Here is an 18,057-nt window from a genome sequence, read left to right as displayed (position 1 = left end):
AAAGCTCAGCGTGCGCAACAGGATGCTACACAGGCAGGACACATCCTGCCTGTGATGAAACTAACGGAAAAGTGGCTTATCGGCTATCGGGATCAGTAACTGCGACTGCCATTGCGCCAGCGTCAGACGGGCCAGCTCCCCCAGCGCCTGGTAAAACGGGTGATCAGCTTTTTCGATAAACACATCAAGGAAGCGGGATGACCACGGGAACAGATGCCAGGCCAGTAGTTGTTCGCACTCGGTGTGGCGTTCATTTTCAGCAAGCCAGGCCGTCAGCAACAGCAGTGAACCAAAGTGATCTTCTGGCTCATTTTGCTGCATGGCAAACTGGATGCCGTTGTCCCGCATCCACTGACGAAGTGCCAGCGTAGAGTCGCCAAACAACACGTTTTCACGATCCAGCCAGACAGATCCCCAGGGCGGAGAGGGCAGCGCATATGGACCGACAAACAGGCGTTGCCAGGCCTGCGGGAGAGGCTCATCGACCTCGGCTTGTAGCCGTGCAGCCAGCGGGAAAAGCATTGCCTGATCGAGCGGCCACTGCGCCTGCCAGCCATCGGCTCTTAACGCACTGACTAATGCAGAGGCTTCCGCGCTATCTGGCGCATAGTAAAACAGTGCGCCGAGTACACGCGCCGCGGTAGAAAAGTTGTCACCTTGCGAAAAATGGGTCATGCAAACAATCCTGAACAGTGCGGGTTGCCCCGCACCCGAAAGTTAACCTGCAACAGCCATTCCGACTGTCATATGTAAACCGTAAAACAATCCGCGGCCAATGATTTCACCGGCGAGGACTAACACTAAGCCCAGCGCCAGGCCGCCGACGGATGGTGCTTTACGACGGATCAGCGGGCATATCCAGCAGCCCAGACCGGCGGCCAGCAGAATGATGCGCCAGACCTGTAAGCTTCCGTAGTCGGGAACCAGCGCGCTGGCGGATTGTACCGAACTGTGGATCCCGCCGAGCGACAGTCCCTGCAGAACAATAACCGCCACGATCACCAGTAGGGCCAAAACGCTCACGTAGGCGAATCTGGCGGTGCCAGAGGAAACACCCGCAGCACGCAGTAGCAGGGCGGCAAACAGCGGTCCGCTTAGCAACATCGTCATAAAAAATGCCACCGTAGTGTAGCCGTTATACCAGGTCGGGACAGTGTCTATCTGGTAGACGCTGGTCATCGCCAGCACAAATACCAGACCCAGCAGCATGCCCACCAGCAGCCAGATTTTACCTAACGCTGCGGGCATTTTACCGAGAAACGCCACCAGCCACCACAGGCCACCGACGGCGAAAAACAGTGAACCACTGGCGATTTCGTTACTCAGCGCAGATGCGCCAACTCTATTCAGCGAGTTAAAGGCGCGCAGTGGCGAACCCAGGTGCATTACCGAGGCGAGAAAGGCGATGCCCATTACCAGCCACAGAAAAAACATGCTGCGCACGATACGTTGTTTTGCCACCTCGTCTTTAGCGGTCAGCCAGCCATAACCACTCACTATCAGCGCCCCGGCCACGCACTGGCCCAGCACCGTAAACAGGACCAGCGGCCATTCATGCCATCCATTGCCCATGTTACACCTCCTGCGGATTCGCCAGATAACCCGTGGTATCCCCGGTCGGGCGGCTATTGGCGTTGGGTTTGATCACAATGTTCGGTTTGGTGAAGTGCGCACCTGGCAGCGGAGCGACCGCCGCCAGTTCACCGTGCTTTTTGCGCAGCTCATCAATTGGACCAAAGTCCAGCGCGCGCAGCGGACAGGACTCGACGCAGATGGGCTTTTTGCCGTCGGCCACGCGGTCATGACAGCCATCGCACTTGGTCATATGACCTTTGGCGGCATTGTACTGCGGTGCGCCGTACGGGCAGGCCATGTGGCAGTAGCGACAGCCTATGCATATGTCTTCATCCACCACCACAAAACCATCTTCACGCTTATGCATAGCGCCGCTGGGGCAAACCTTGGTGCAGGCCGGATCTTCGCAGTGGTTACAGGCAATGGAGAGGTAATAGGCGAAGACATTCTGTTGCCAGACGCCGTTATCTTCCAGCCAGTCGCCTCCAGCGTATTCGTAAATACGCCGGAAACTGACGTCGGGAGTGAGATCCTTGTAATCTTTGCAGGCCAGCTCGCAGGTTTTACACCCCGTGCAACGGCTGGAATCAATAAAAAATCCATACTGAGTTGTCATGGGTTAGTCCTTATGCCTTCTCGATCTCGACCAGGTTAGTATGCTGTGGGTTGCCTTTTGCCAGCGGCGACGGGCGCTGAGTTGTCAGCGTATTGACGCAGGCGCCATGGTCAATCTTATCGCCAGCCATATCGGCATCGTGCCATGCACCCTGGCCCATTGCGCTTACTCCGGGCAAAATTCGTGGCGTTACTTTTGCTGGGATACGCAGTTCACCGCGATCGTTAAAGACTCGCACCATATCGCCATTTTCAATCCCCCGTTTTTGGGCATCGACGGGATTTATCCATACTTCCTGACGACAGGACGCCTGGAGAACATCGATATTGCCGTAGCTGGAGTGGGTGCGGGATTTGTAGTGGAAACCAAACATCTGCAGCGGGTATGAACTGCGTTTCGGGTCATCCCACCCTTCAAACGTGGATGCATAAACGGGAAGCGGACTGATTACCTCGTCCTTTTGCAGTTCCCATGTACTGGCAATTTTCGCCAGTCGGCTGGAGTAAATTTCAATCTTGCCAGACGGCGTTTTGAGCGGGTTGGCCTGTGGATCCTCGCGGAATTTTCTATAGGCGACAAAGTGCCCATTAGGATCTTTGCGTTTATAGATCCCCATTTTTTTCAGCTCGTCATAAGTCGGGAGCGCGGGGTCTTTAGCCAGCATTTTTGCATACAGATACTGAAGCCACTGCTCCTGGGTACGGCCTTCAGTAAACCGTTGATAGACATCATCGCCAAGACGTTTTGCGACTTCACTCATTATCCAGTAGATCGGTTTGCGCTCGAACTTAGGCGACGTCGCGGGTTGAATAAAAATGAGGTAACCCATGTTGCCTGCATAATCGTTAGGAATGATGTCTTCCTGTTCGACGGTCATTAAATCAGGCAGCAGAATATCGGCATATTTGGCCGAAGAGGTCATGAAGTTTTCAATGACCACAATCATTTCGCATTTCGTGTCGTCCTGAAGGATCTCATGCGTTTTATTGATATCTGAGTGCTGATTGGTGATGGTGTTGCCCGCGTAGTTCCAGATAAATTTAATCGGCACATCGAGCTTATCTTTCCCACGTACGCCATCGCGGGTAGCGGTCATTTCCGGGCCCCGGACGATTGCGTCGGTCCAGCTAAAGCAGGATATCTGGGTCTTAATGGGATTTTCTGGCAGCGGCATACGCTCAATCGTGATGGTGTAGGTTGATTCTCGTGCACCGCTATTGCCGCCGTTGATGCCGACGTTGCCGGTCAGGATCGGCAGCATCGCGATTGCGCGTGAGGTCAGCTCGCCGTTAGCCTGGCGTTGCGGACCCCAGCCCTGACAAATATATGCGGGTTTTGTACTGCCGATTTCCCGAGCCAGTTTGATAATGCGCTCGGCTGGGATCCCGGTAACATGTGAGGCCCACTGGGGAGTTTTAGCGATACCGTCATCACCGTTGCCCAAAATATAGGCTTTGTAGTGCCCATTAGCGGGTGCGTCGGCGGGCAGGGTTTTCTCGTCGTAACCGATGCAGTATGTATCCAGAAACGTCTGGTCAACGAGATCTTCGTGAATCAGGACCCAGGCGATTCCGGCTACTAATGCGGCATCGGTGCCTGGACGAATAGGGATCCATTCATCTTCACGACCCGCTGCGGTATCGGTATAACGCGGGTCGATGACGATCATCCGGGCATTAGAGCGCTCCCTGGCCTGTTCCAGGAAGTAAGTTATTCCACCTCCGCTCATACGCGTTTCGGCGGGATTATTGCCGAACATCACCACCAGCTTCGTGTTTTCGATATCGGAGGTGCTGTTGCCTTCGTTTGAACCATAGGTATAAGGCATTGCCGCCGCGATTTGTGCGGTACTGTAGGTGCCGTAATGACTCAGGAATCCGCCATAGCAGTTCATCAGGCGAGCGACCAGCGAGGCATAAGGGGAGGAGCGAGTAATGTTGCCGCCTACAATGCCAGATGTGTAGTTGATATACACGGCCTCGTTACCGTATTTGTGCACGGTATTTTTCAAACTGGCACTGATGGTGTCCAGTGCTTCCTGCCAGGTTATACGCTCAAATTTACCTTCACCACGTTTGCCTACGCGCTTCATGGGGTAATTCAGGCGATCCGGATGATTGATCCGTCGACGGATTGAGCGGCCACGCAAACAGGCGCGAACCTGGTGTTGACCATAAATATCGTTCCCGGTCGTATCGGACTCCACCCATACGACTTCATTATCTTTAACGTGGGGTTGCAGGGCACAACGGCTGCCGCAGTTTACGGAACAAGCGCCCCAAACCACTTTTTCTTCAACGGGTTGTATCGCCTGCTGTACCGCTGCGGCGGCAGTGCGCATTCCGAAAGGTAACGACAGCCCACCCGCGGCAAGCGCCAGCGAACCGTTTGCCGAGGATTTCACTAACGTCCTGCGGCTAATGCCTCCATATTGCTCAGTTTTTGACATTACTCACCCCATTATAGTTATCGCTATATATTAATTCCTATAACGAAATTAATAGCATGCTAATAATGGTTTGAGTTTACCCACTTATGGGTATGTCATCTTAATGCATATCAAACTGGAGTGACCCTCCGCGTACGGAGGGCGTGATTTATTGCGGTTCGGCGACGTGCCCGTCCTGGGCAGGGGTGCTATTGGCAGGGGCGTTGCCACTGTTGGTTCGGGTATAGAGAATTTTGTGCGTATCGTTTGCACAATGTCCCACGACCAGTGAATCAGGCTGATCGGCCTGATCGTTGGGGACAATGTTCAGCGTAAAGCTGGATTCAGCAACGCCATTATTAATGATGCGCTGTTCGATATCACTTTTCACACGTTCACATGACGCCGGTGCCGCCAAAACCTGCGGGGACGCGACGGCCAGTAAGAGCGCGGCAATTCCTGTTATGTATTTCATCATCAGCTCCTTTATGATCGACCTGGACTAAGATTAGCATTTCTGGTGTAAATAACTGTATTTGCTAATATGATTGAGAATTATCTTCTTATCCCGGTGAAAAATGTGAAGAAAAAGATCTTATTAGGTTTCCTGTGCGTCGTGCTGGCCGGGTGTGATAACGCCAAAGGCCTGGATTCCTTTACGCCGGAAATGGCCAGTTTTTCCAATGAATTTGATTTCGATCCGCTGCGCGGGCCGGTTAAAGATTTCAGCCAGACGCTGCTTAATGACAAAGGTGAAGTCACCAAGCGCGTTGTCGGTACGCTCTCACAGGAAGGGTGCTTCGATACGCTTGAATTGCATGATATTGAAAGCAATACCGGCATGGCGCTGGTCCTGGATGCTAACTATTACCGGGACGCCAAAACGCTGGAAAAACGGATCCGCTTACAGGGTAAATGTCAGTTAGCAGAACTGCCTGCGGCGGGCGTGGTATGGGATACCGACGATAACGGTTTTGTCGTTTCCGCCACGGGAAAAGAGATGAAGGTGCAATATCGCTATGATGCGGAAGGTTACCCGCTGGGTAAAACCACCGTCAATAAGGACAATACCTTGCAGGTTGATGCCAAACCGTCGGTTGACCCGTTGAAGAAGCTGGATTACACCGCGGTAAGCCTGCTCAATAACCATCCGTTAGGTAATGTAAAACAAACGTGCAAGTATGATGACTATGCTAATCCTGTCAACTGCCAGCTTGTTATCGTTGACGAGAGCGTGAAGCCGGCAGTTGAACACCATTACTCGATTGAAAACACCATCGATTACTATTAGTCAGTCTTTACTGAGCGGTAGGTTGCAGCAGGTTAGGACCTGACGTTTTATGTTCTGCCAGATACTGCTGCTGGAAGATACACATGCGGATTGTGTTGCGGTATTGGCCGTTGATAAAGAATTCATGAATCAGTTCGCCTTCGACCATAAAGCCGAGTTTACGGTAGATGTGGATGGCTTTTTCGTTCTCTTTATCAACGATCAGATACAGCTTATATAAGTTAAGTACGGTAAAGCCGTAATCCATCGCCAGCTTAGCAGCCCGGGAAGCCAAACCTTTGCCCTGATATTCCGGCGAAATAATGATCTGGAATTCTGCCCGGCGGTGCACATGGTTAATTTCAACCAGCTCTACCAGTCCGGCTTTTTCACCGTCGCATTCCACAACAAAGCGACGTTCACTTTGGTCGTGAATATGCTTGTCATACAGATCTGACAGCTCCACAAATGCTTCGTAAGGTTCTTCAAACCAGTAACGCATTACGCTGGCGTTGTTATCAAGCTGATGGACAAATCGTAAATCTTCACGCTCCAGCGGGCGCAGCTTAACACTGAGGGCGCTAGTCATATCGTATCCTTTCAATATCTTTCAAAGTGCAATCATTATGGGGCAACGGTGCGGCCAGTGCGGCGGTCGAGGCAGCGCAGGGTGTTGGGCTCCCAGTACGCATTAATATTAGCGCTCTGTTCGCACTTATCACGGCTATCGAAAGCAGCGTCGGTTTTGTCCCACTCTTTCTCTGCACGCTTGTTGACCTTCTGGCGTAGCTGACGCGTATCGTTCCATTGTTCCTTTTCCATTGCTGCCTGTTGACGACTTTGCGCACTGTCCCCGGATTCAATGATCAGTTTACTGGTTTCAGCAAATGCGGAAGAGGTGTACACAGCCGCAGCCAGCGTCAGCATAGCCGTCAGGCACAGGCGTTTGGTCAGTGTAATATTCATGGTGAATTCCTTTTATGGGAAAGGGAAAAAACAATAAAACAGGGCTAAATTCTACACTATTCTGGCTTGCGGGCATACCCACTCAGCGGAGATGGATACGCTAACGACATTCTGTCGTATCATGGTTAAACCGAAGGTAACTGAATAACATCAATGCTTAAGACCACATTCCTTTTTTTCATCACCGCGTTATGCGAAATCATTGGCTGCTTTTTACCCTGGCTCTGGCTTAAGCGAGGGGCTACGGCTTGGCTGCTGATACCCGCCGGGATGTCACTGGCCTTATTCGTCTGGTTACTGACGCTGCATCCGGCAGCAAGCGGGCGTGTGTACGCGGCCTATGGTGGAGTTTACGTGGTGACAGCGTTGCTTTGGCTACGTATTGTTGACGGCGTAAAACTTAGCCTGTACGACTGGTCAGGCGCGCTGGTGGCATTGTGCGGCATGCTGATTATTGTGGCTGGGTGGGGGCGCGCATAGCGCCTTTTTTGTGATCGAACAGTGCTTTTTTGATCTTCATACTTGTATGGTAGTAGCTCAGTTGGGTAAATTTCCTGCATCACAAGAACAAATGCAAGGAATAAGAGATGAAGATTGTTGGGGCTGAAGTGTTTGTCACCTGTCCGGGGCGTAATTTTGTCACGTTGAAAATTACGACAGACGATGGGATCACTGGGCTGGGAGATGCCACGTTAAACGGACGCGAGTTATCCGTAGCGTCCTATCTGAAAGATCATGTTTGTCCGCAGCTGATTGGTCGCGATGCGCACCGAATTGAGGATATCTGGCAGTTTTTCTACAAAGGCGCGTACTGGCGTCGTGGTCCGGTCACCATGTCGGCGATTTCCGCGGTGGATATGGCATTGTGGGACATCAAAGCGAAAGCGGCGAATATGCCGTTGTACCAGCTGCTCGGCGGTGCATCTCGTGAAGGCGTTATGGTTTACTGTCACACCACAGGCCATACCGTTGATGACGTACTCGAAGATTATGCGCGCCATAAAGAGATGGGCTTTAAAGCAATTCGCGTGCAGTGCGGCGTGCCGGGTATGAAAACCACTTACGGTATGTCTAAAGGCAAAGGACTGGCCTACGAACCCGCCACCAAAGGGCAGTGGCCAGAAGAGCAGTTATGGTCAACGGAGAAGTACCTCGATTTCACACCAACACTGTTTGAAGCCGTGCGCGACAAGTTTGGTTTCAACGAACATCTTCTGCACGATATGCACCACCGTCTGACGCCAATTGAAGCGGCCCGTTTCGGCAAAAGCATCGAGCAATATCGTCTGTTCTGGATGGAAGACCCAACCCCGGCTGAAAACCAGGAATGCTTCCGCCTGATCCGCCAGCATACGGTCACGCCGATTGCGGTAGGGGAAGTTTTCAACAGCATCTGGGACTGCAAACAGCTTATCGAAGAGCAACTGATCGACTATATCCGCACCACCATCACCCATGCGGGCGGTATCACTGGCATGCGTCGAATTGCCGATTTCGCGTCGCTGTATCAGGTACGTACCGGTTCGCATGGACCTTCCGATCTGTCCCCAGTATGCATGGCCGCCGCGTTGCACTTTGATCTGTGGGTGCCGAACTTCGGCGTACAGGAATATATGGGGTATTCCGAGCAAATGTTGGAAGTGTTCCCGCACAACTGGACCTTTGATAACGGCTATATGCATCCTGGAGACAAACCAGGTCTTGGGATCGAGTTTGATGAAAAGCTGGCGGCGAAATATCCGTATGACCCTGCATATCTGCCTGTTGCTCGTCTGGAAGATGGCACGTTGTGGAACTGGTAAGGAGTGATTTGCTATGAAAAGTATTGTGATTGAAAAACCGAATACGCTGAATATTGCCGAGCTACCGGTACCAGAACCCTCTGCAGGCGAAGTCAGGGTTAGGGTGAAACTGGCGGGAATTTGTGGTTCTGACAGCCATATTTATCGCGGACACAATCCATTTGCAAAATACCCACGTGTGATTGGCCACGAGTTTTTTGGCGTGATTGATGCGGTAGGTGAAGGTGTTGACCGTTCGCGAATGGGCGAGCGAGTATCCGTTGATCCGGTTATCAGTTGCGGACATTGTTATCCCTGTTCAATTGGTAAACCTAACGTTTGCACATCGCTGGTGGTGCTGGGCGTGCATCGCGATGGCGGTTTTAGCGAGTACGCTGTCGTGCCAGAGAAAAATGCCTGGACGATCCCCGATGCCGTGCCTGATGAGCATGCCGTTATGGTTGAGCCTTTTACCATCGCCGCAAACGTAACCGGGCAAATAAATCCAACAGAAAACGATATTGCGCTGATTTATGGCGCGGGTCCTATGGGACTGACCACCGTACAGGCGCTTAAACGTGTCTATAAAGTAAAAACAGTGGTGATTGCTGACAGAATCGATGAACGCCTTAGCATGGCGAAGCAGTGCGGTGCAGACTGGGCAGTCAATAATAGTCAGCAATCGTTGCAAGATTTCCTGACGGAAAAAGGGCTAAAACCGACCATCATCGTGGATGCAGCTTGTCATCCATCTATTTTACAGGAGGCTATCACGCTGGCATCGCCAGCCGCGCGGATTGTTCTGATGGGCTTCTCCAGCGATCCTTGTCAGATTGTTCAACAAGGCATTACCGGGAAAGAACTTTCAATTTATTCCTCAAGATTAAATGCGAACAAATTCCCGGTTGTTATTGATTGGTTAGTCAACGGACTAATCGAGCCTAACCAACTTATTACCCATACTTTTGACTATCACCACGTTACCGACGCAATTGAATTGTTTGAGAAAGATCAGCAGCACTGCTGCAAAGTTTTACTCACATTCACTGAATAATATAAATAACTGCGAGTAAGTGGTACGCATCTTACCTCTTAGAGATAGCCAATATGAATCAAGAAAAACACGAAAGATCAACGAAGGATCTGGTCAGAGCCGCCGTATCCGGATGGTTAGGTACTGCGCTCGAATTTATGGATTTCCAATTATATTCTCTGGGGGCCGCGCTGGTATTCCATGAGATATTTTTCCCGGAACAGTCTGCAGCGATGGCGCTCATTTTAGCAATGGGTACCTATGGTGCAGGATATATTGCTCGTATCGTTGGAGCATTTATATTTGGCAAAATGGGAGACAACATTGGGCGTAAAAAGGTGCTGTTTATTACCATCACCATGATGGGGATCTGCACAACATTAATCGGCGTACTGCCAACGTATGCGCAAATCGGTATCTTTGCTCCCGTATTGCTGGTGACGCTGCGTATCGTACAAGGGCTTGGCGCGGGGGCTGAAATCTCGGGCGCAGGGACTATGCTTGCTGAGTATGCGCCAAAAGGCAAACGCGGCATCATTTCCTCGCTTGTCGCCATGGGGACAAACTGTGGAACCCTTAGTGCAACTGCTATCTGGGCGGTGATGTTCTTTGCTCTTGACCGGGAAGAACTGTTAGCCTGGGGCTGGCGAATTCCGTTCCTGGCAAGTGTCGTGGTAATGATTTTTGCCATCTGGTTACGTATGAACCTCAAAGAAAGTCCGGTATTTGAGAAAGTTAATGATGAGGAAAATTCTCCTGCATTAAATAATTCGTCGGAAAATACACTAGGGGCGATGTTTACCAGTAAATCCTTCTGGCTGGCAACCGGTTTACGGTTTGGACAGGCGGGTAACTCTGGGTTAATCCAAACCTTCCTTGCTGGGTATTTAGTGCAGACGTTGTTATTTGATAAATCAATACCCACCGATGCTTTAATGATTAGTTCGGTACTAGGATTTATTACGATACCGCTGCTCGGTTGGTTGTCTGATAAGTTTGGTCGCCGGTTGCCTTATATTATTCTGAATATTTCGGCAATTATTCTGGCTTACCCAATGCTCTCAATCGTCGTGGATAAAACGTATAGTCCGGGCGTTATTATGACGGCACTGATTGTTATTCATAACTTTGCCGTATTGGGATTATTTGCTCTCGAAAATATTACCATGGCTGAAATGTTCGGTGCCCGTAACCGATTCACACGCATGGCGATTTCAAAAGAGGCGGGTGGGCTGGTTGCCGTTGGTTTTGGTCCGGTTCTGGCTGGTATCTTCTGTAACATGACTAACTCCTGGTGGCCAATTCTGGTGATGGTCATTGCCTACTCACTGATCGGTTTGTTTTCCGCGCTGCTGATGCCAGAGGTGAAAGACCGCGATCTGAGTGCGCTTGAGGATGCTGCTGAGGTGAGTAAAGCCGATAAGATGCGTTGTTCAGCGACCCAGACAAGCTAATCCACAGCCGCAGCATGAACGGAGGCGCTCGTTCTCCGTTTATGCTGGTACACAGCTTTAAGTGATGTCATACCAATCATTAAAAGCTTAATGCAAATCAAAACATACAACCATACAGGCGTTACTCTGAATCAATCCTGATTTCATTGATAAGTAGGTCATACCATGCAAAACAAGCTCTTAACGGCAAAGGCTGCACTTCCCGACTACGATCGTACAAAACTGGTCCCGCGTATTGTTCATCTGGGGTTTGGCGCATTTCACCGCGCACATCAGGGGGTTTACGCTGACATTCTCGCTGCAGATCACGGCAGTGACTGGGGCTATTGCGAAGTGAACCTGATTGGCGGCGAGCAGCAGATTGCCGATCTGAAACAGCAAGATAACCTGTATACCGTTGCAGAAATGTCTGCGGATGCATGGACTGCAAGAGTCGTGGGCGTGGTGAAAAATGCGCTGCATGCGCAGGTTGATGGTCTGGAAAGCGTACTGGCTGCGATGAGTGAACCGCAGGTTGCGATTGTTTCCCTGACCATTACCGAGAAAGGGTATTGCCATTCTCCGGCGACCGGTCAATTGATGTTAGACAACCCGATGATTGCCGCCGATCTACAAAATCCAAAACAGCCAAAAACTGCGCCAGGCGTTGTGGTTGAGGCGCTTGCACGCCGCAAAGCTGCGGGGTTACCCGCTTTTACCGTGATGTCCTGCGACAACATGCCGGAAAACGGTCATGTGATGCGCAATGTTGTCACCGCGTATGCCCGGGCGGTGGATGCGGAACTGGCTGCGTGGATCGAACAACATGTCACATTCCCGTCGACAATGGTTGACCGCATTGTCCCTGCAGTTACCCAGGATACGCTGGACAAAATTGAACACATTACCGGCGTACGCGACCCGGCAGGCGTGGCATGTGAACCGTTCCGTCAGTGGGTTATAGAAGATAACTTTGTCGCTGGCCGCCCTGAATGGGAGAAGGCGGGAGCGGAGCTGGTTGCTGATGTCATTCCGTTTGAAGAGATGAAACTGCGTATGCTCAACGGCAGCCACTCTTTCCTTGCTTATCTGGGGTATCTGGCGGGATATCAGCACATTAACGATTGCATGGGCGATGAAAATTATCGCCTCGCCGCGCGCGCGCTGATGTTGCAGGAACAAGCGCCCACGTTAAAAGTGAAAGGAGTGGATCTTCCGCACTATGCCGATCTGTTAATTGAGCGCTACAGCAACCCGGCACTGCGTCATCGCACCTGGCAGATCGCGATGGACGGCAGTCAAAAACTGCCGCAGCGTATGCTGGACTCCATTCGCTGGCACATTGTGCACGGTAGCCACTTTGAACAGCTGGCGCTGGGCGTGGCTGGCTGGATGCGTTACGTCGGCGGTGTGGATGATCAGGGCCAGGCGATTGAAATCAGCGATCCGCTGTTACCGGTGATCCAGAAAGCGGTGCATAGCAGTAACGAGGGCGAAGATCGTGCCCAGGCGCTGCTGGCGATCGATGCTATTTTTGGTCGTGAACTGCCGCAGGTAGAATTGTTCAAGAATCAGGTCACACAAGCCTATCTTGCTTTACTGGCTGAAGGGGCGAAAGCAACCGTTGCGAAGTATGCAGCAAAACTGAAGTAACGAGAACATCATTTAAGTCGCCATCTGGCTATAAACGGGCCAGATGGCGCATTGTTTTCTGGCATTCACACCAATTAGTTCATGCCCAAACGAATCAGTTCGAGGGGGGCATATTTACCTTCACACCCTTCGATTTCCACTGTTTTCCCGCGGCGAATTTGCTCCGCGGTCAGGCCATCGGTATCTATCGCTGTAATGCGGCCTGTAAGTCCGGTGTCGCTAATCATGACGCGGCTGCCAGTGGTGATTGCGTTACGGTTACGATCGTATGTTTTCATGGTGTTTTCTCCTTTCCAACTTACCGTCAAAGCCCGTGGGCTCTAGTCCCACGTAACGGGCGCAATATAAATACGCTTCTCGTTAATGATTTTTTTTGTTTTCGATCAAAATCACAGCTTTTTTTATGCAGATGTGCGGGAGAGGAGAAACTCACCTCGGTGTGAGGTGAGCGTAATATTAATCTTCGCTGAACCAGTCGCTATTTTCCTGACGGATTAGCTGAACGGACTCACCAATTTCCTGGAGATGCAGCATCATTGCGCGCTCTACGGCATCGCCATCATGTTTCTCAAGTGCGGTAAAAATATCGTGATGCTGACGCAGCAGCATTTCAGGCGGAGAGATATGATCCAGGCTCATATAGCGAACGCGGTCAATCGTGGCCTTAATATTCTCAACGGTGTCCCAGGCGAGCTGGCACTCGGCGATTAAAGCCAGTTTCTGATGAAATTCGTCATCTAGCTGGAAGAAATCATTGATTTGTTTTCGATCAATCGCGATGCGTTGCTGATGCAGATTTTGTTCGAGCTGATAGCACTGTTTATCGGTGATCAGTGATGCGGCGCGGCGGACCACGGCACATTCAATTGCCTGGCGAACAAAACAGCCGTTCTGCACCTGCGACAGCGAAATTTTGTTTACGTAGCTGCCACGCTGCGGGCGGATCTGAATCAGACCGTTCTCTGCCAGTTTGATGAATGCTTCTCGTACCGGCTGGCGTGACACATTAAAGCGTATGGAAACCTCTTTCTCCGACAGCGGCGTACCGGGTGCAATCAGACAGTGCACGATATCACGACGAAGAATACGGTAAATCTGTTGATTTACCGGTTGTGTAGGGTTGAGCTGCGTTTCTACGGTCATTCATTCTTACTTTTTAGAGAGTTAACCCGGAGATCTTATCACTTATTTCAGGCTATCTATACCCGGCGCAAGGCCGGGCAGAGAAATTAGCTCCGATGAATACTCAGTCCGGCAAAAGACTGTGTGACAGGCATCATTTCAAGGGTGTTAATGTTGACATGAGCGGGTAAGGACGCCACCCACCATACCGCTTCTGTAACATCTTGCGGGGTCAGCGCAGTGGTATTTTCGTAGGCTTTTTCAGCTTTAGCGTCATCGCCTTTGAAACGTACGTTAGAGAATTCCGTACCGCCAACCAGACCCGGTTCAATGTCGGTAACGCGAATCGCAGTGCCGTGTAAGTCAGTACGTAAATTCAGGCTAAACTGGCGAACAAACGCTTTGGTCGCACCGTAGACGTTCCCACCAGCGTATGGCCAACTGCCCGCGGTAGAACCGATATTGATAATATGACCGCGGTTGCGCTCAACCATGCCTGGCAGAACGGCACGGGTCATATAAACCAGGCCTTTGTTGTTGGTGTCGATCATATTTTCCCAGTCTTCAACGCTGGCCTTGTGGGCTGGCTCAAGGCCCAGCGCCAGTCCCGCGTTGTTGACCAGAACATCAATATCGCGCCATTCAGCGGGTAAGGCGTCCAGCATCTCTTCAATTGATGCACGATTACGTACGTCCAGTTGCGCGGTATAGAGGCGGTCACCCAGCTCATCTTTGAGTTCCTGCAGGCGCTCCTGGCGGCGTCCGGTGGCAATAACTTTATGCCCATTCTCAATAAAACGACGCGTAATGCACTCACCAAAACCTGCGGTTGCTCCGGTTACTAAAACGATCATCTCACTGTTCCTCAACGCTTTTTATGTAGTACTACCATAGCACGTCATTTCCGTTCAGAGCTATTCCTGCTTAACGCGATTGCGGTCGATTACCGGGAAGTCTACTCTGGTAAACAAATCGTTTTCAGGAGTGAAAGATGTCGTTAACGAATCCATTTTTACATCACAGCACATTGCCGTATCAGGCACCGCAGTTTGATCAAATCGACGTGCAGCATTATCGTCCAGCGTTTGATGAAGGCGTGCGGCAAAAACGCGCCGAGATCGACGCTATTGTGCAAAACTCACAGGTTCCTGATTTTGCTAATACGTTGCTGGCGCTTGAACAAAGCGGGGGGCTGCTCACGCGTGTGACCAGCGTTTTCTTCGCGATGACGGCGGCGCACACCAACGATGAACTACAGCGCCTTGACGAAGAGTTTTCCGCAGAGCTGGCGAACCTTGCCAATGATATTTATCTCAATGGCGCGCTTTTCGCCCGTGTCGAAGCTGTCTGGCAACGGCGTGGTACGCTAAGTCTGGATAGCGAATCAATACGTCTGCTGGATGTTGTGTATCAGCGTTTTGTAATGGCCGGCGCCCGTCTGAACGAGACCGATAAAGCCAAACTTAAAGCGCTCAATACGGAGTCAGCCACGCTGACCAGCCAGTTCAATCAACGGTTGCTGGCAGCCAACACGTCAGGTGCTATGGTGGTGGATGATATCCGGCAGCTGGAGGGGCTGAGCACAGAAGAAATTGCCATTGCCGCCGAAGCTGCAAGGGCGAAAGGGCTTGAAGCGCGTTGGGTTATCCCGCTATTAAACACAACACAGCAACCGGCGCTTGCGGTTTTACGCGATCGTCAGACCCGCGAAAAACTGTTCACCCGCGCATGGACGCGGGCTGAAAATGATGATGGCAACGACACGCGAGCTATTATTCAGCGACTGGTAGCAATCCGGATGCAGCAGGCGCAACTGCTTGGTTTTGCCAATTACGCAGCCTGGAAAATTGCCGACCAGATGGCAAAAACGCCGGAAGCGGCACTGACATTTATGCGATCTATTGTTCCAGCCGCGCGGGCGCGGGCGTTGGATGAGCAGGCTGAAATCCAGAACGTTATCTTTCAAGAACACGAGTCGTTTAGCGCCGAGGCCTGGGACTGGTCGTTTTATGCCGAGCAGGTCCGTCGTGAGAAATATGACCTTGATGAGGCACAGCTCAAACCTTACTTTGCCCTTGATTCGGTGCTGAACGAGGGTGTTTTCTGGACGGCCAATCAACTCTTTGGCATCAAATTCGTTGAGCGATTCGACATTCCGGTTTATCACACGGATGTTCGGGTATGGGAAATATTCGATCATGATGGCGTAGGGTTGGCGCTATTTTACGGTGATTTCTTTGCCCGGGAATCAAAAAGCGGCGGAGCCTGGATGGGCAATTTTGTTGAGCAATCGCTGCTTAACGAAACCAGACCGGTTATTTACAACGTCTGTAATTATCAAAAACCAGCACAGGATCAGCCTGCATTGCTGCTGTGGGATGATGTTATTACGCTATTTCATGAATTTGGACATACATTGCACGGTCTGTTCGCCACTCAGCGTTATGCCACGCTTTCTGGAACCAACACTCCGCGTGATTTTGTCGAGTTTCCTTCACAGATCAACGAACACTGGGCGAGCCATCCTCAGGTCTTTGCCCGTTTTGCCCGACATGTTGATACCGGGGAGCAAATGACGCAGGCATTGCGGGATAAAATGCAGCGGGCCAGTCTGTTTAACAAAGGTTACGACATGACCGAACTGCTCAGCGCTGCATTGCTGGATATGCGCTGGCACTCTCTGGAGTTGAGCGAGTCATCTCATCCGGTCGATCAATTTGAACAGCAGGCGCTGGCGGCGGAAGGTTTGGATCTCAAGGCCGTGCCGCCACGTTATCGCAGCAGTTATTTTGCCCATATCTTCGGTGGCGGTTATGCCGCAGGTTATTATGCCTATCTGTGGACGCAAATGCTGGCCGATGACGGCTACCAGTGGTTCGTAGAGCAGGGCGGATTAACCCGTGAAAACGGACAAAAATTCCGCGAAGCAATTTTGTCCCGCGGAAACAGCACTGATTTAACTGAACTTTATCGCCAGTGGAGCGGGCGTGAACCGCGCATGGAACCCATGCTGGAACATCGTGGTTTGAGCGCTTAAGACAGGTCAGCCAGAAAATTAAACCGGGCGTGGTGCCCGGTTGTTAGCTGGATTTTTTCTTCAGCAAAATGAATCGTTGTTGGGTATTGATGCCTTGCATCTCATAGAGACGCTCGGGTAGGGAGTGCTGCTGGTGAAAGGTCGGCATTGTTTTCCTGTTCTTACGTTACTTGACTGGTTTGCTTTGGGAAGGAAGGTAGGTATTGCCGCAGTTGGGGCAGACTAACGTTATGTTGTTTTTTATTCTCGACAGGCTGTGCATTGACTGGCGGCAGCAGTGAGGACAGGTACTTTTCACTGGTCGTAAAGTACGCATCTTAATATCTTTGAGTATCGACATATTGATTGTCCTTGTGATGGGGTGCTTACCATACACTATGAAGCAATAAATAGCTCATTTTATAACCATTGCGATAACATGGATTACTGTACGGTTTGCAAGAATCTCATTAGCGGCCAACATGTCTTATAGAAGGTAGTTACGTTTCGTTTAACGTTCATTGGGGTTGTCGATGATAGATTAGCCAACTATCCGTTATCTTCGCAGGGAATTGCCAGGTAGCGTATAAAAGCAAAACACAAATCTATCCATGCAAGCATTTACCGCTGGTTTATCCGGCGGTTTTTTTTATCTGTACATCAGGGAAAAGGTGCCGGGAGGGGGAATTCAGGTAAAAAAATGGCCCCTTGTGCAGCTACGCAGCAAGGGGTCGGTTCAGGACTATCTCCGTTCATCAATCATCCCATCTGTGGCTAAAATACGCGGCCAGGAAACCGGAAAATAAAATAATTCCCAGAACAGCCATAAAAATATTCATATTACCCAGCATAGTAAATGCTCCTTTATTTGTGAGTTTCCTCTCTTACCTTAAGTTCACCTCGCTTATGACTATAGTAGCAATTCAATCTTAAACAAAGGCTGAACTGTGTGATTATTTCGGCGGAAAAGTAAAATTTTGACGTGATTACGTCGGGAAAAATAAATAATAGTGACAAGGCTCGGTTATCTGCGAACAAATAACCATGTTTTTATACCGGGGCGCGCCGTTATGACCGTGTGTGACAGACACAGATTGTTGCACGTTTATAATGCAGAGTTGTCTCATTGTGGTTCAATGTTTCACGCGATTAATCCTTCTGGCG

At 50.7% G+C, this 18,057-nt stretch carries 19 protein-coding genes; 7 read left to right on the top strand and 12 right to left on the bottom strand.

All coding sequences use genetic code 11. From position 1 onward, the window contains the following. Nucleotides 1-60 precede the first annotated feature (60 nt). From dmsD to HV345_RS12480, 5 genes are all read right to left on the bottom strand, one after another. Nucleotides 61-675: a Tat proofreading chaperone DmsD gene (gene dmsD / locus HV345_RS12500; RefSeq protein WP_016153048.1), complete on the bottom strand. Its 615-nt coding sequence runs from the start codon at nucleotides 673-675 to the stop codon at nucleotides 61-63. Between the two features lie 42 nt (nucleotides 676-717). Next, entirely contained in the window at nucleotides 718-1,572 is an 855-nt protein-coding gene (locus HV345_RS12495) for a dimethyl sulfoxide reductase anchor subunit family protein (protein ID WP_047417536.1), read from the bottom strand. 1 nt (nucleotide 1,573) lies between these two features. Continuing rightward, a complete protein-coding gene (locus HV345_RS12490) occupies nucleotides 1,574-2,191 on the bottom strand; it encodes a DMSO/selenate family reductase complex B subunit (protein WP_016153050.1) in 618 nt (205 codons plus the stop codon). Nucleotides 2,192-2,201: 10 nt separating this feature from the next. Then, nucleotides 2,202-4,640, bottom strand: a complete 2,439-nt coding sequence (ynfE, locus tag HV345_RS12485) for a selenate/tellurate reductase subunit YnfE (protein WP_181635618.1) — start codon at nucleotides 4,638-4,640, stop codon at nucleotides 2,202-2,204. Nucleotides 4,641-4,788: 148 nt separating this feature from the next. After that, complete coding sequence (locus HV345_RS12480; protein WP_085951053.1) at nucleotides 4,789-5,097, bottom strand: DUF1161 domain-containing protein; 309 nt, start codon at nucleotides 5,095-5,097, stop codon at nucleotides 4,789-4,791. 102 nt (nucleotides 5,098-5,199) lie between these two features. Here HV345_RS12480 and HV345_RS12475 point away from each other — a divergent pair, with 102 nt between their 5' ends. Then, nucleotides 5,200-5,910 carry a YnfC family lipoprotein gene (locus HV345_RS12475; RefSeq protein WP_029139534.1) on the top strand — a complete coding sequence of 237 codons (711 nt, stop codon included), beginning with the start codon at nucleotides 5,200-5,202 and terminating at the stop codon, nucleotides 5,908-5,910. Between the two features lie 7 nt (nucleotides 5,911-5,917). Here the strand turns inward: HV345_RS12475 and speG are convergent, their stop codons facing one another. Next, a complete protein-coding gene (speG, locus tag HV345_RS12470; protein ID WP_006684613.1) occupies nucleotides 5,918-6,478 on the bottom strand; it encodes a spermidine N1-acetyltransferase in 561 nt (186 codons plus the stop codon). Nucleotides 6,479-6,513: 35 nt separating this feature from the next. Beyond that, on the bottom strand, nucleotides 6,514-6,855 hold the full coding sequence (locus HV345_RS12465; RefSeq protein ID WP_016153054.1) for a DUF1283 family protein: 342 nt from the start codon (nucleotides 6,853-6,855) through the stop codon (nucleotides 6,514-6,516). Between the two features lie 153 nt (nucleotides 6,856-7,008). Between HV345_RS12465 and HV345_RS12460 the strand changes: the two genes are divergently transcribed. The 5 genes from HV345_RS12460 (at nucleotide 7,009) to HV345_RS12440 (ending at nucleotide 12,755) form a co-directional block, all read left to right on the top strand. Further along, the gene (locus HV345_RS12460) at nucleotides 7,009-7,335 is read left to right on the top strand and encodes a YnfA family protein (RefSeq protein WP_016153055.1); all 327 of its coding nucleotides are present in this window, start codon (nucleotides 7,009-7,011) and stop codon (nucleotides 7,333-7,335) included. 107 nt (nucleotides 7,336-7,442) lie between these two features. Beyond that, the gene (gene rspA / locus HV345_RS12455; RefSeq protein WP_016153056.1) at nucleotides 7,443-8,657 is read left to right on the top strand and encodes a starvation-sensing protein RspA; all 1,215 of its coding nucleotides are present in this window, start codon (nucleotides 7,443-7,445) and stop codon (nucleotides 8,655-8,657) included. A 13-nt stretch (nucleotides 8,658-8,670) separates the two neighbouring features. Continuing rightward, nucleotides 8,671-9,690, top strand: a complete 1,020-nt coding sequence (locus HV345_RS12450) for a Zn-dependent oxidoreductase (RefSeq protein ID WP_131350735.1) — start codon at nucleotides 8,671-8,673, stop codon at nucleotides 9,688-9,690. Nucleotides 9,691-9,743: 53 nt separating this feature from the next. Next, nucleotides 9,744-11,123 (top strand): MFS transporter, encoded by a 1,380-nt coding sequence (locus HV345_RS12445; RefSeq protein ID WP_181635617.1) that lies wholly within the window; start codon nucleotides 9,744-9,746, stop codon nucleotides 11,121-11,123. A 165-nt stretch (nucleotides 11,124-11,288) separates the two neighbouring features. After that, the gene (locus tag HV345_RS12440) at nucleotides 11,289-12,755 is read left to right on the top strand and encodes a mannitol dehydrogenase family protein (RefSeq protein WP_181635616.1); all 1,467 of its coding nucleotides are present in this window, start codon (nucleotides 11,289-11,291) and stop codon (nucleotides 12,753-12,755) included. 74 nt (nucleotides 12,756-12,829) lie between these two features. Here the strand turns inward: HV345_RS12440 and ydfZ are convergent, their stop codons facing one another. The 3 genes from ydfZ to ydfG form a co-directional block, all read right to left on the bottom strand. After that, complete coding sequence (gene ydfZ, locus HV345_RS12435; RefSeq protein WP_003032393.1) at nucleotides 12,830-13,033, bottom strand: putative selenium delivery protein YdfZ; 204 nt, start codon at nucleotides 13,031-13,033, stop codon at nucleotides 12,830-12,832. A 178-nt stretch (nucleotides 13,034-13,211) separates the two neighbouring features. Continuing rightward, on the bottom strand, nucleotides 13,212-13,898 hold the full coding sequence (locus tag HV345_RS12430) for a GntR family transcriptional regulator (RefSeq protein WP_181599258.1): 687 nt from the start codon (nucleotides 13,896-13,898) through the stop codon (nucleotides 13,212-13,214). An 86-nt stretch (nucleotides 13,899-13,984) separates the two neighbouring features. Then, nucleotides 13,985-14,731, bottom strand: a complete 747-nt coding sequence (ydfG, locus tag HV345_RS12425) for a bifunctional NADP-dependent 3-hydroxy acid dehydrogenase/3-hydroxypropionate dehydrogenase YdfG (protein ID WP_131345729.1) — start codon at nucleotides 14,729-14,731, stop codon at nucleotides 13,985-13,987. A gap of 137 nt (nucleotides 14,732-14,868) precedes the next feature. Between ydfG and dcp the strand changes: the two genes are divergently transcribed. Beyond that, complete coding sequence (gene dcp, locus HV345_RS12420; protein ID WP_181635615.1) at nucleotides 14,869-16,914, top strand: peptidyl-dipeptidase Dcp; 2,046 nt, start codon at nucleotides 14,869-14,871, stop codon at nucleotides 16,912-16,914. Nucleotides 16,915-17,080: 166 nt separating this feature from the next. On the opposite strand, the gene HV345_RS26690 is transcribed toward dcp, so the two are convergent. After that, nucleotides 17,081-17,230: a YnfU family zinc-binding protein gene (locus HV345_RS26690; protein WP_367397983.1), complete on the bottom strand. Its 150-nt coding sequence runs from the start codon at nucleotides 17,228-17,230 to the stop codon at nucleotides 17,081-17,083. 418 nt (nucleotides 17,231-17,648) lie between these two features. Continuing rightward, nucleotides 17,649-17,744, bottom strand: a complete 96-nt coding sequence (mgtS, locus tag HV345_RS12415) for a protein MgtS (RefSeq protein ID WP_003032406.1) — start codon at nucleotides 17,742-17,744, stop codon at nucleotides 17,649-17,651. Between the last annotated feature and the right edge of the window lie 313 nt (nucleotides 17,745-18,057).

The sequence above is a fragment of the Citrobacter sp. RHBSTW-00986 genome, from assembly GCF_013783065.1.
GTDB lineage: Bacteria > Pseudomonadota > Gammaproteobacteria > Enterobacterales > Enterobacteriaceae > Citrobacter > Citrobacter braakii.
Note: the sequence above shows the minus strand (reverse complement) of the source record. Positions and strands in the feature narration are given on the sequence as shown.

Coding starts and splice junctions, on each gene's coding strand:
- ydfZ (WP_003032393.1), bottom strand. CDS start 13,033: ATGAAAACATACGATCGTAACCGTAACGCAATCACCACTGGCAGCCGC.
- HV345_RS12430 (WP_181599258.1), bottom strand. CDS start 13,898: ATGACCGTAGAAACGCAGCTCAACCCTACACAACCGGTAAATCAACAG.
- mgtS (WP_003032406.1), bottom strand. CDS start 17,744: ATGCTGGGTAATATGAATATTTTTATGGCTGTTCTGGGAATTATTTTA.
- HV345_RS12490 (WP_016153050.1), bottom strand. CDS start 2,191: ATGACAACTCAGTATGGATTTTTTATTGATTCCAGCCGTTGCACGGGG.
- HV345_RS12440 (WP_181635616.1), top strand. CDS start 11,289: ATGCAAAACAAGCTCTTAACGGCAAAGGCTGCACTTCCCGACTACGAT.
- HV345_RS12450 (WP_131350735.1), top strand. CDS start 8,671: ATGAAAAGTATTGTGATTGAAAAACCGAATACGCTGAATATTGCCGAG.
- speG (WP_006684613.1), bottom strand. CDS start 6,478: ATGACTAGCGCCCTCAGTGTTAAGCTGCGCCCGCTGGAGCGTGAAGAT.
- HV345_RS12465 (WP_016153054.1), bottom strand. CDS start 6,855: ATGAATATTACACTGACCAAACGCCTGTGCCTGACGGCTATGCTGACG.
- HV345_RS26690 (WP_367397983.1), bottom strand. CDS start 17,230: ATGCGTACTTTACGACCAGTGAAAAGTACCTGTCCTCACTGCTGCCGC.
- ydfG (WP_131345729.1), bottom strand. CDS start 14,731: ATGATCGTTTTAGTAACCGGAGCAACCGCAGGTTTTGGTGAGTGCATT.
- dmsD (WP_016153048.1), bottom strand. CDS start 675: ATGACCCATTTTTCGCAAGGTGACAACTTTTCTACCGCGGCGCGTGTA.
- dcp (WP_181635615.1), top strand. CDS start 14,869: ATGTCGTTAACGAATCCATTTTTACATCACAGCACATTGCCGTATCAG.
- HV345_RS12480 (WP_085951053.1), bottom strand. CDS start 5,097: ATGATGAAATACATAACAGGAATTGCCGCGCTCTTACTGGCCGTCGCG.
- rspA (WP_016153056.1), top strand. CDS start 7,443: ATGAAGATTGTTGGGGCTGAAGTGTTTGTCACCTGTCCGGGGCGTAAT.
- HV345_RS12445 (WP_181635617.1), top strand. CDS start 9,744: ATGAATCAAGAAAAACACGAAAGATCAACGAAGGATCTGGTCAGAGCC.
- HV345_RS12460 (WP_016153055.1), top strand. CDS start 7,009: ATGCTTAAGACCACATTCCTTTTTTTCATCACCGCGTTATGCGAAATC.
- HV345_RS12495 (WP_047417536.1), bottom strand. CDS start 1,572: ATGGGCAATGGATGGCATGAATGGCCGCTGGTCCTGTTTACGGTGCTG.
- ynfE (WP_181635618.1), bottom strand. CDS start 4,640: ATGTCAAAAACTGAGCAATATGGAGGCATTAGCCGCAGGACGTTAGTG.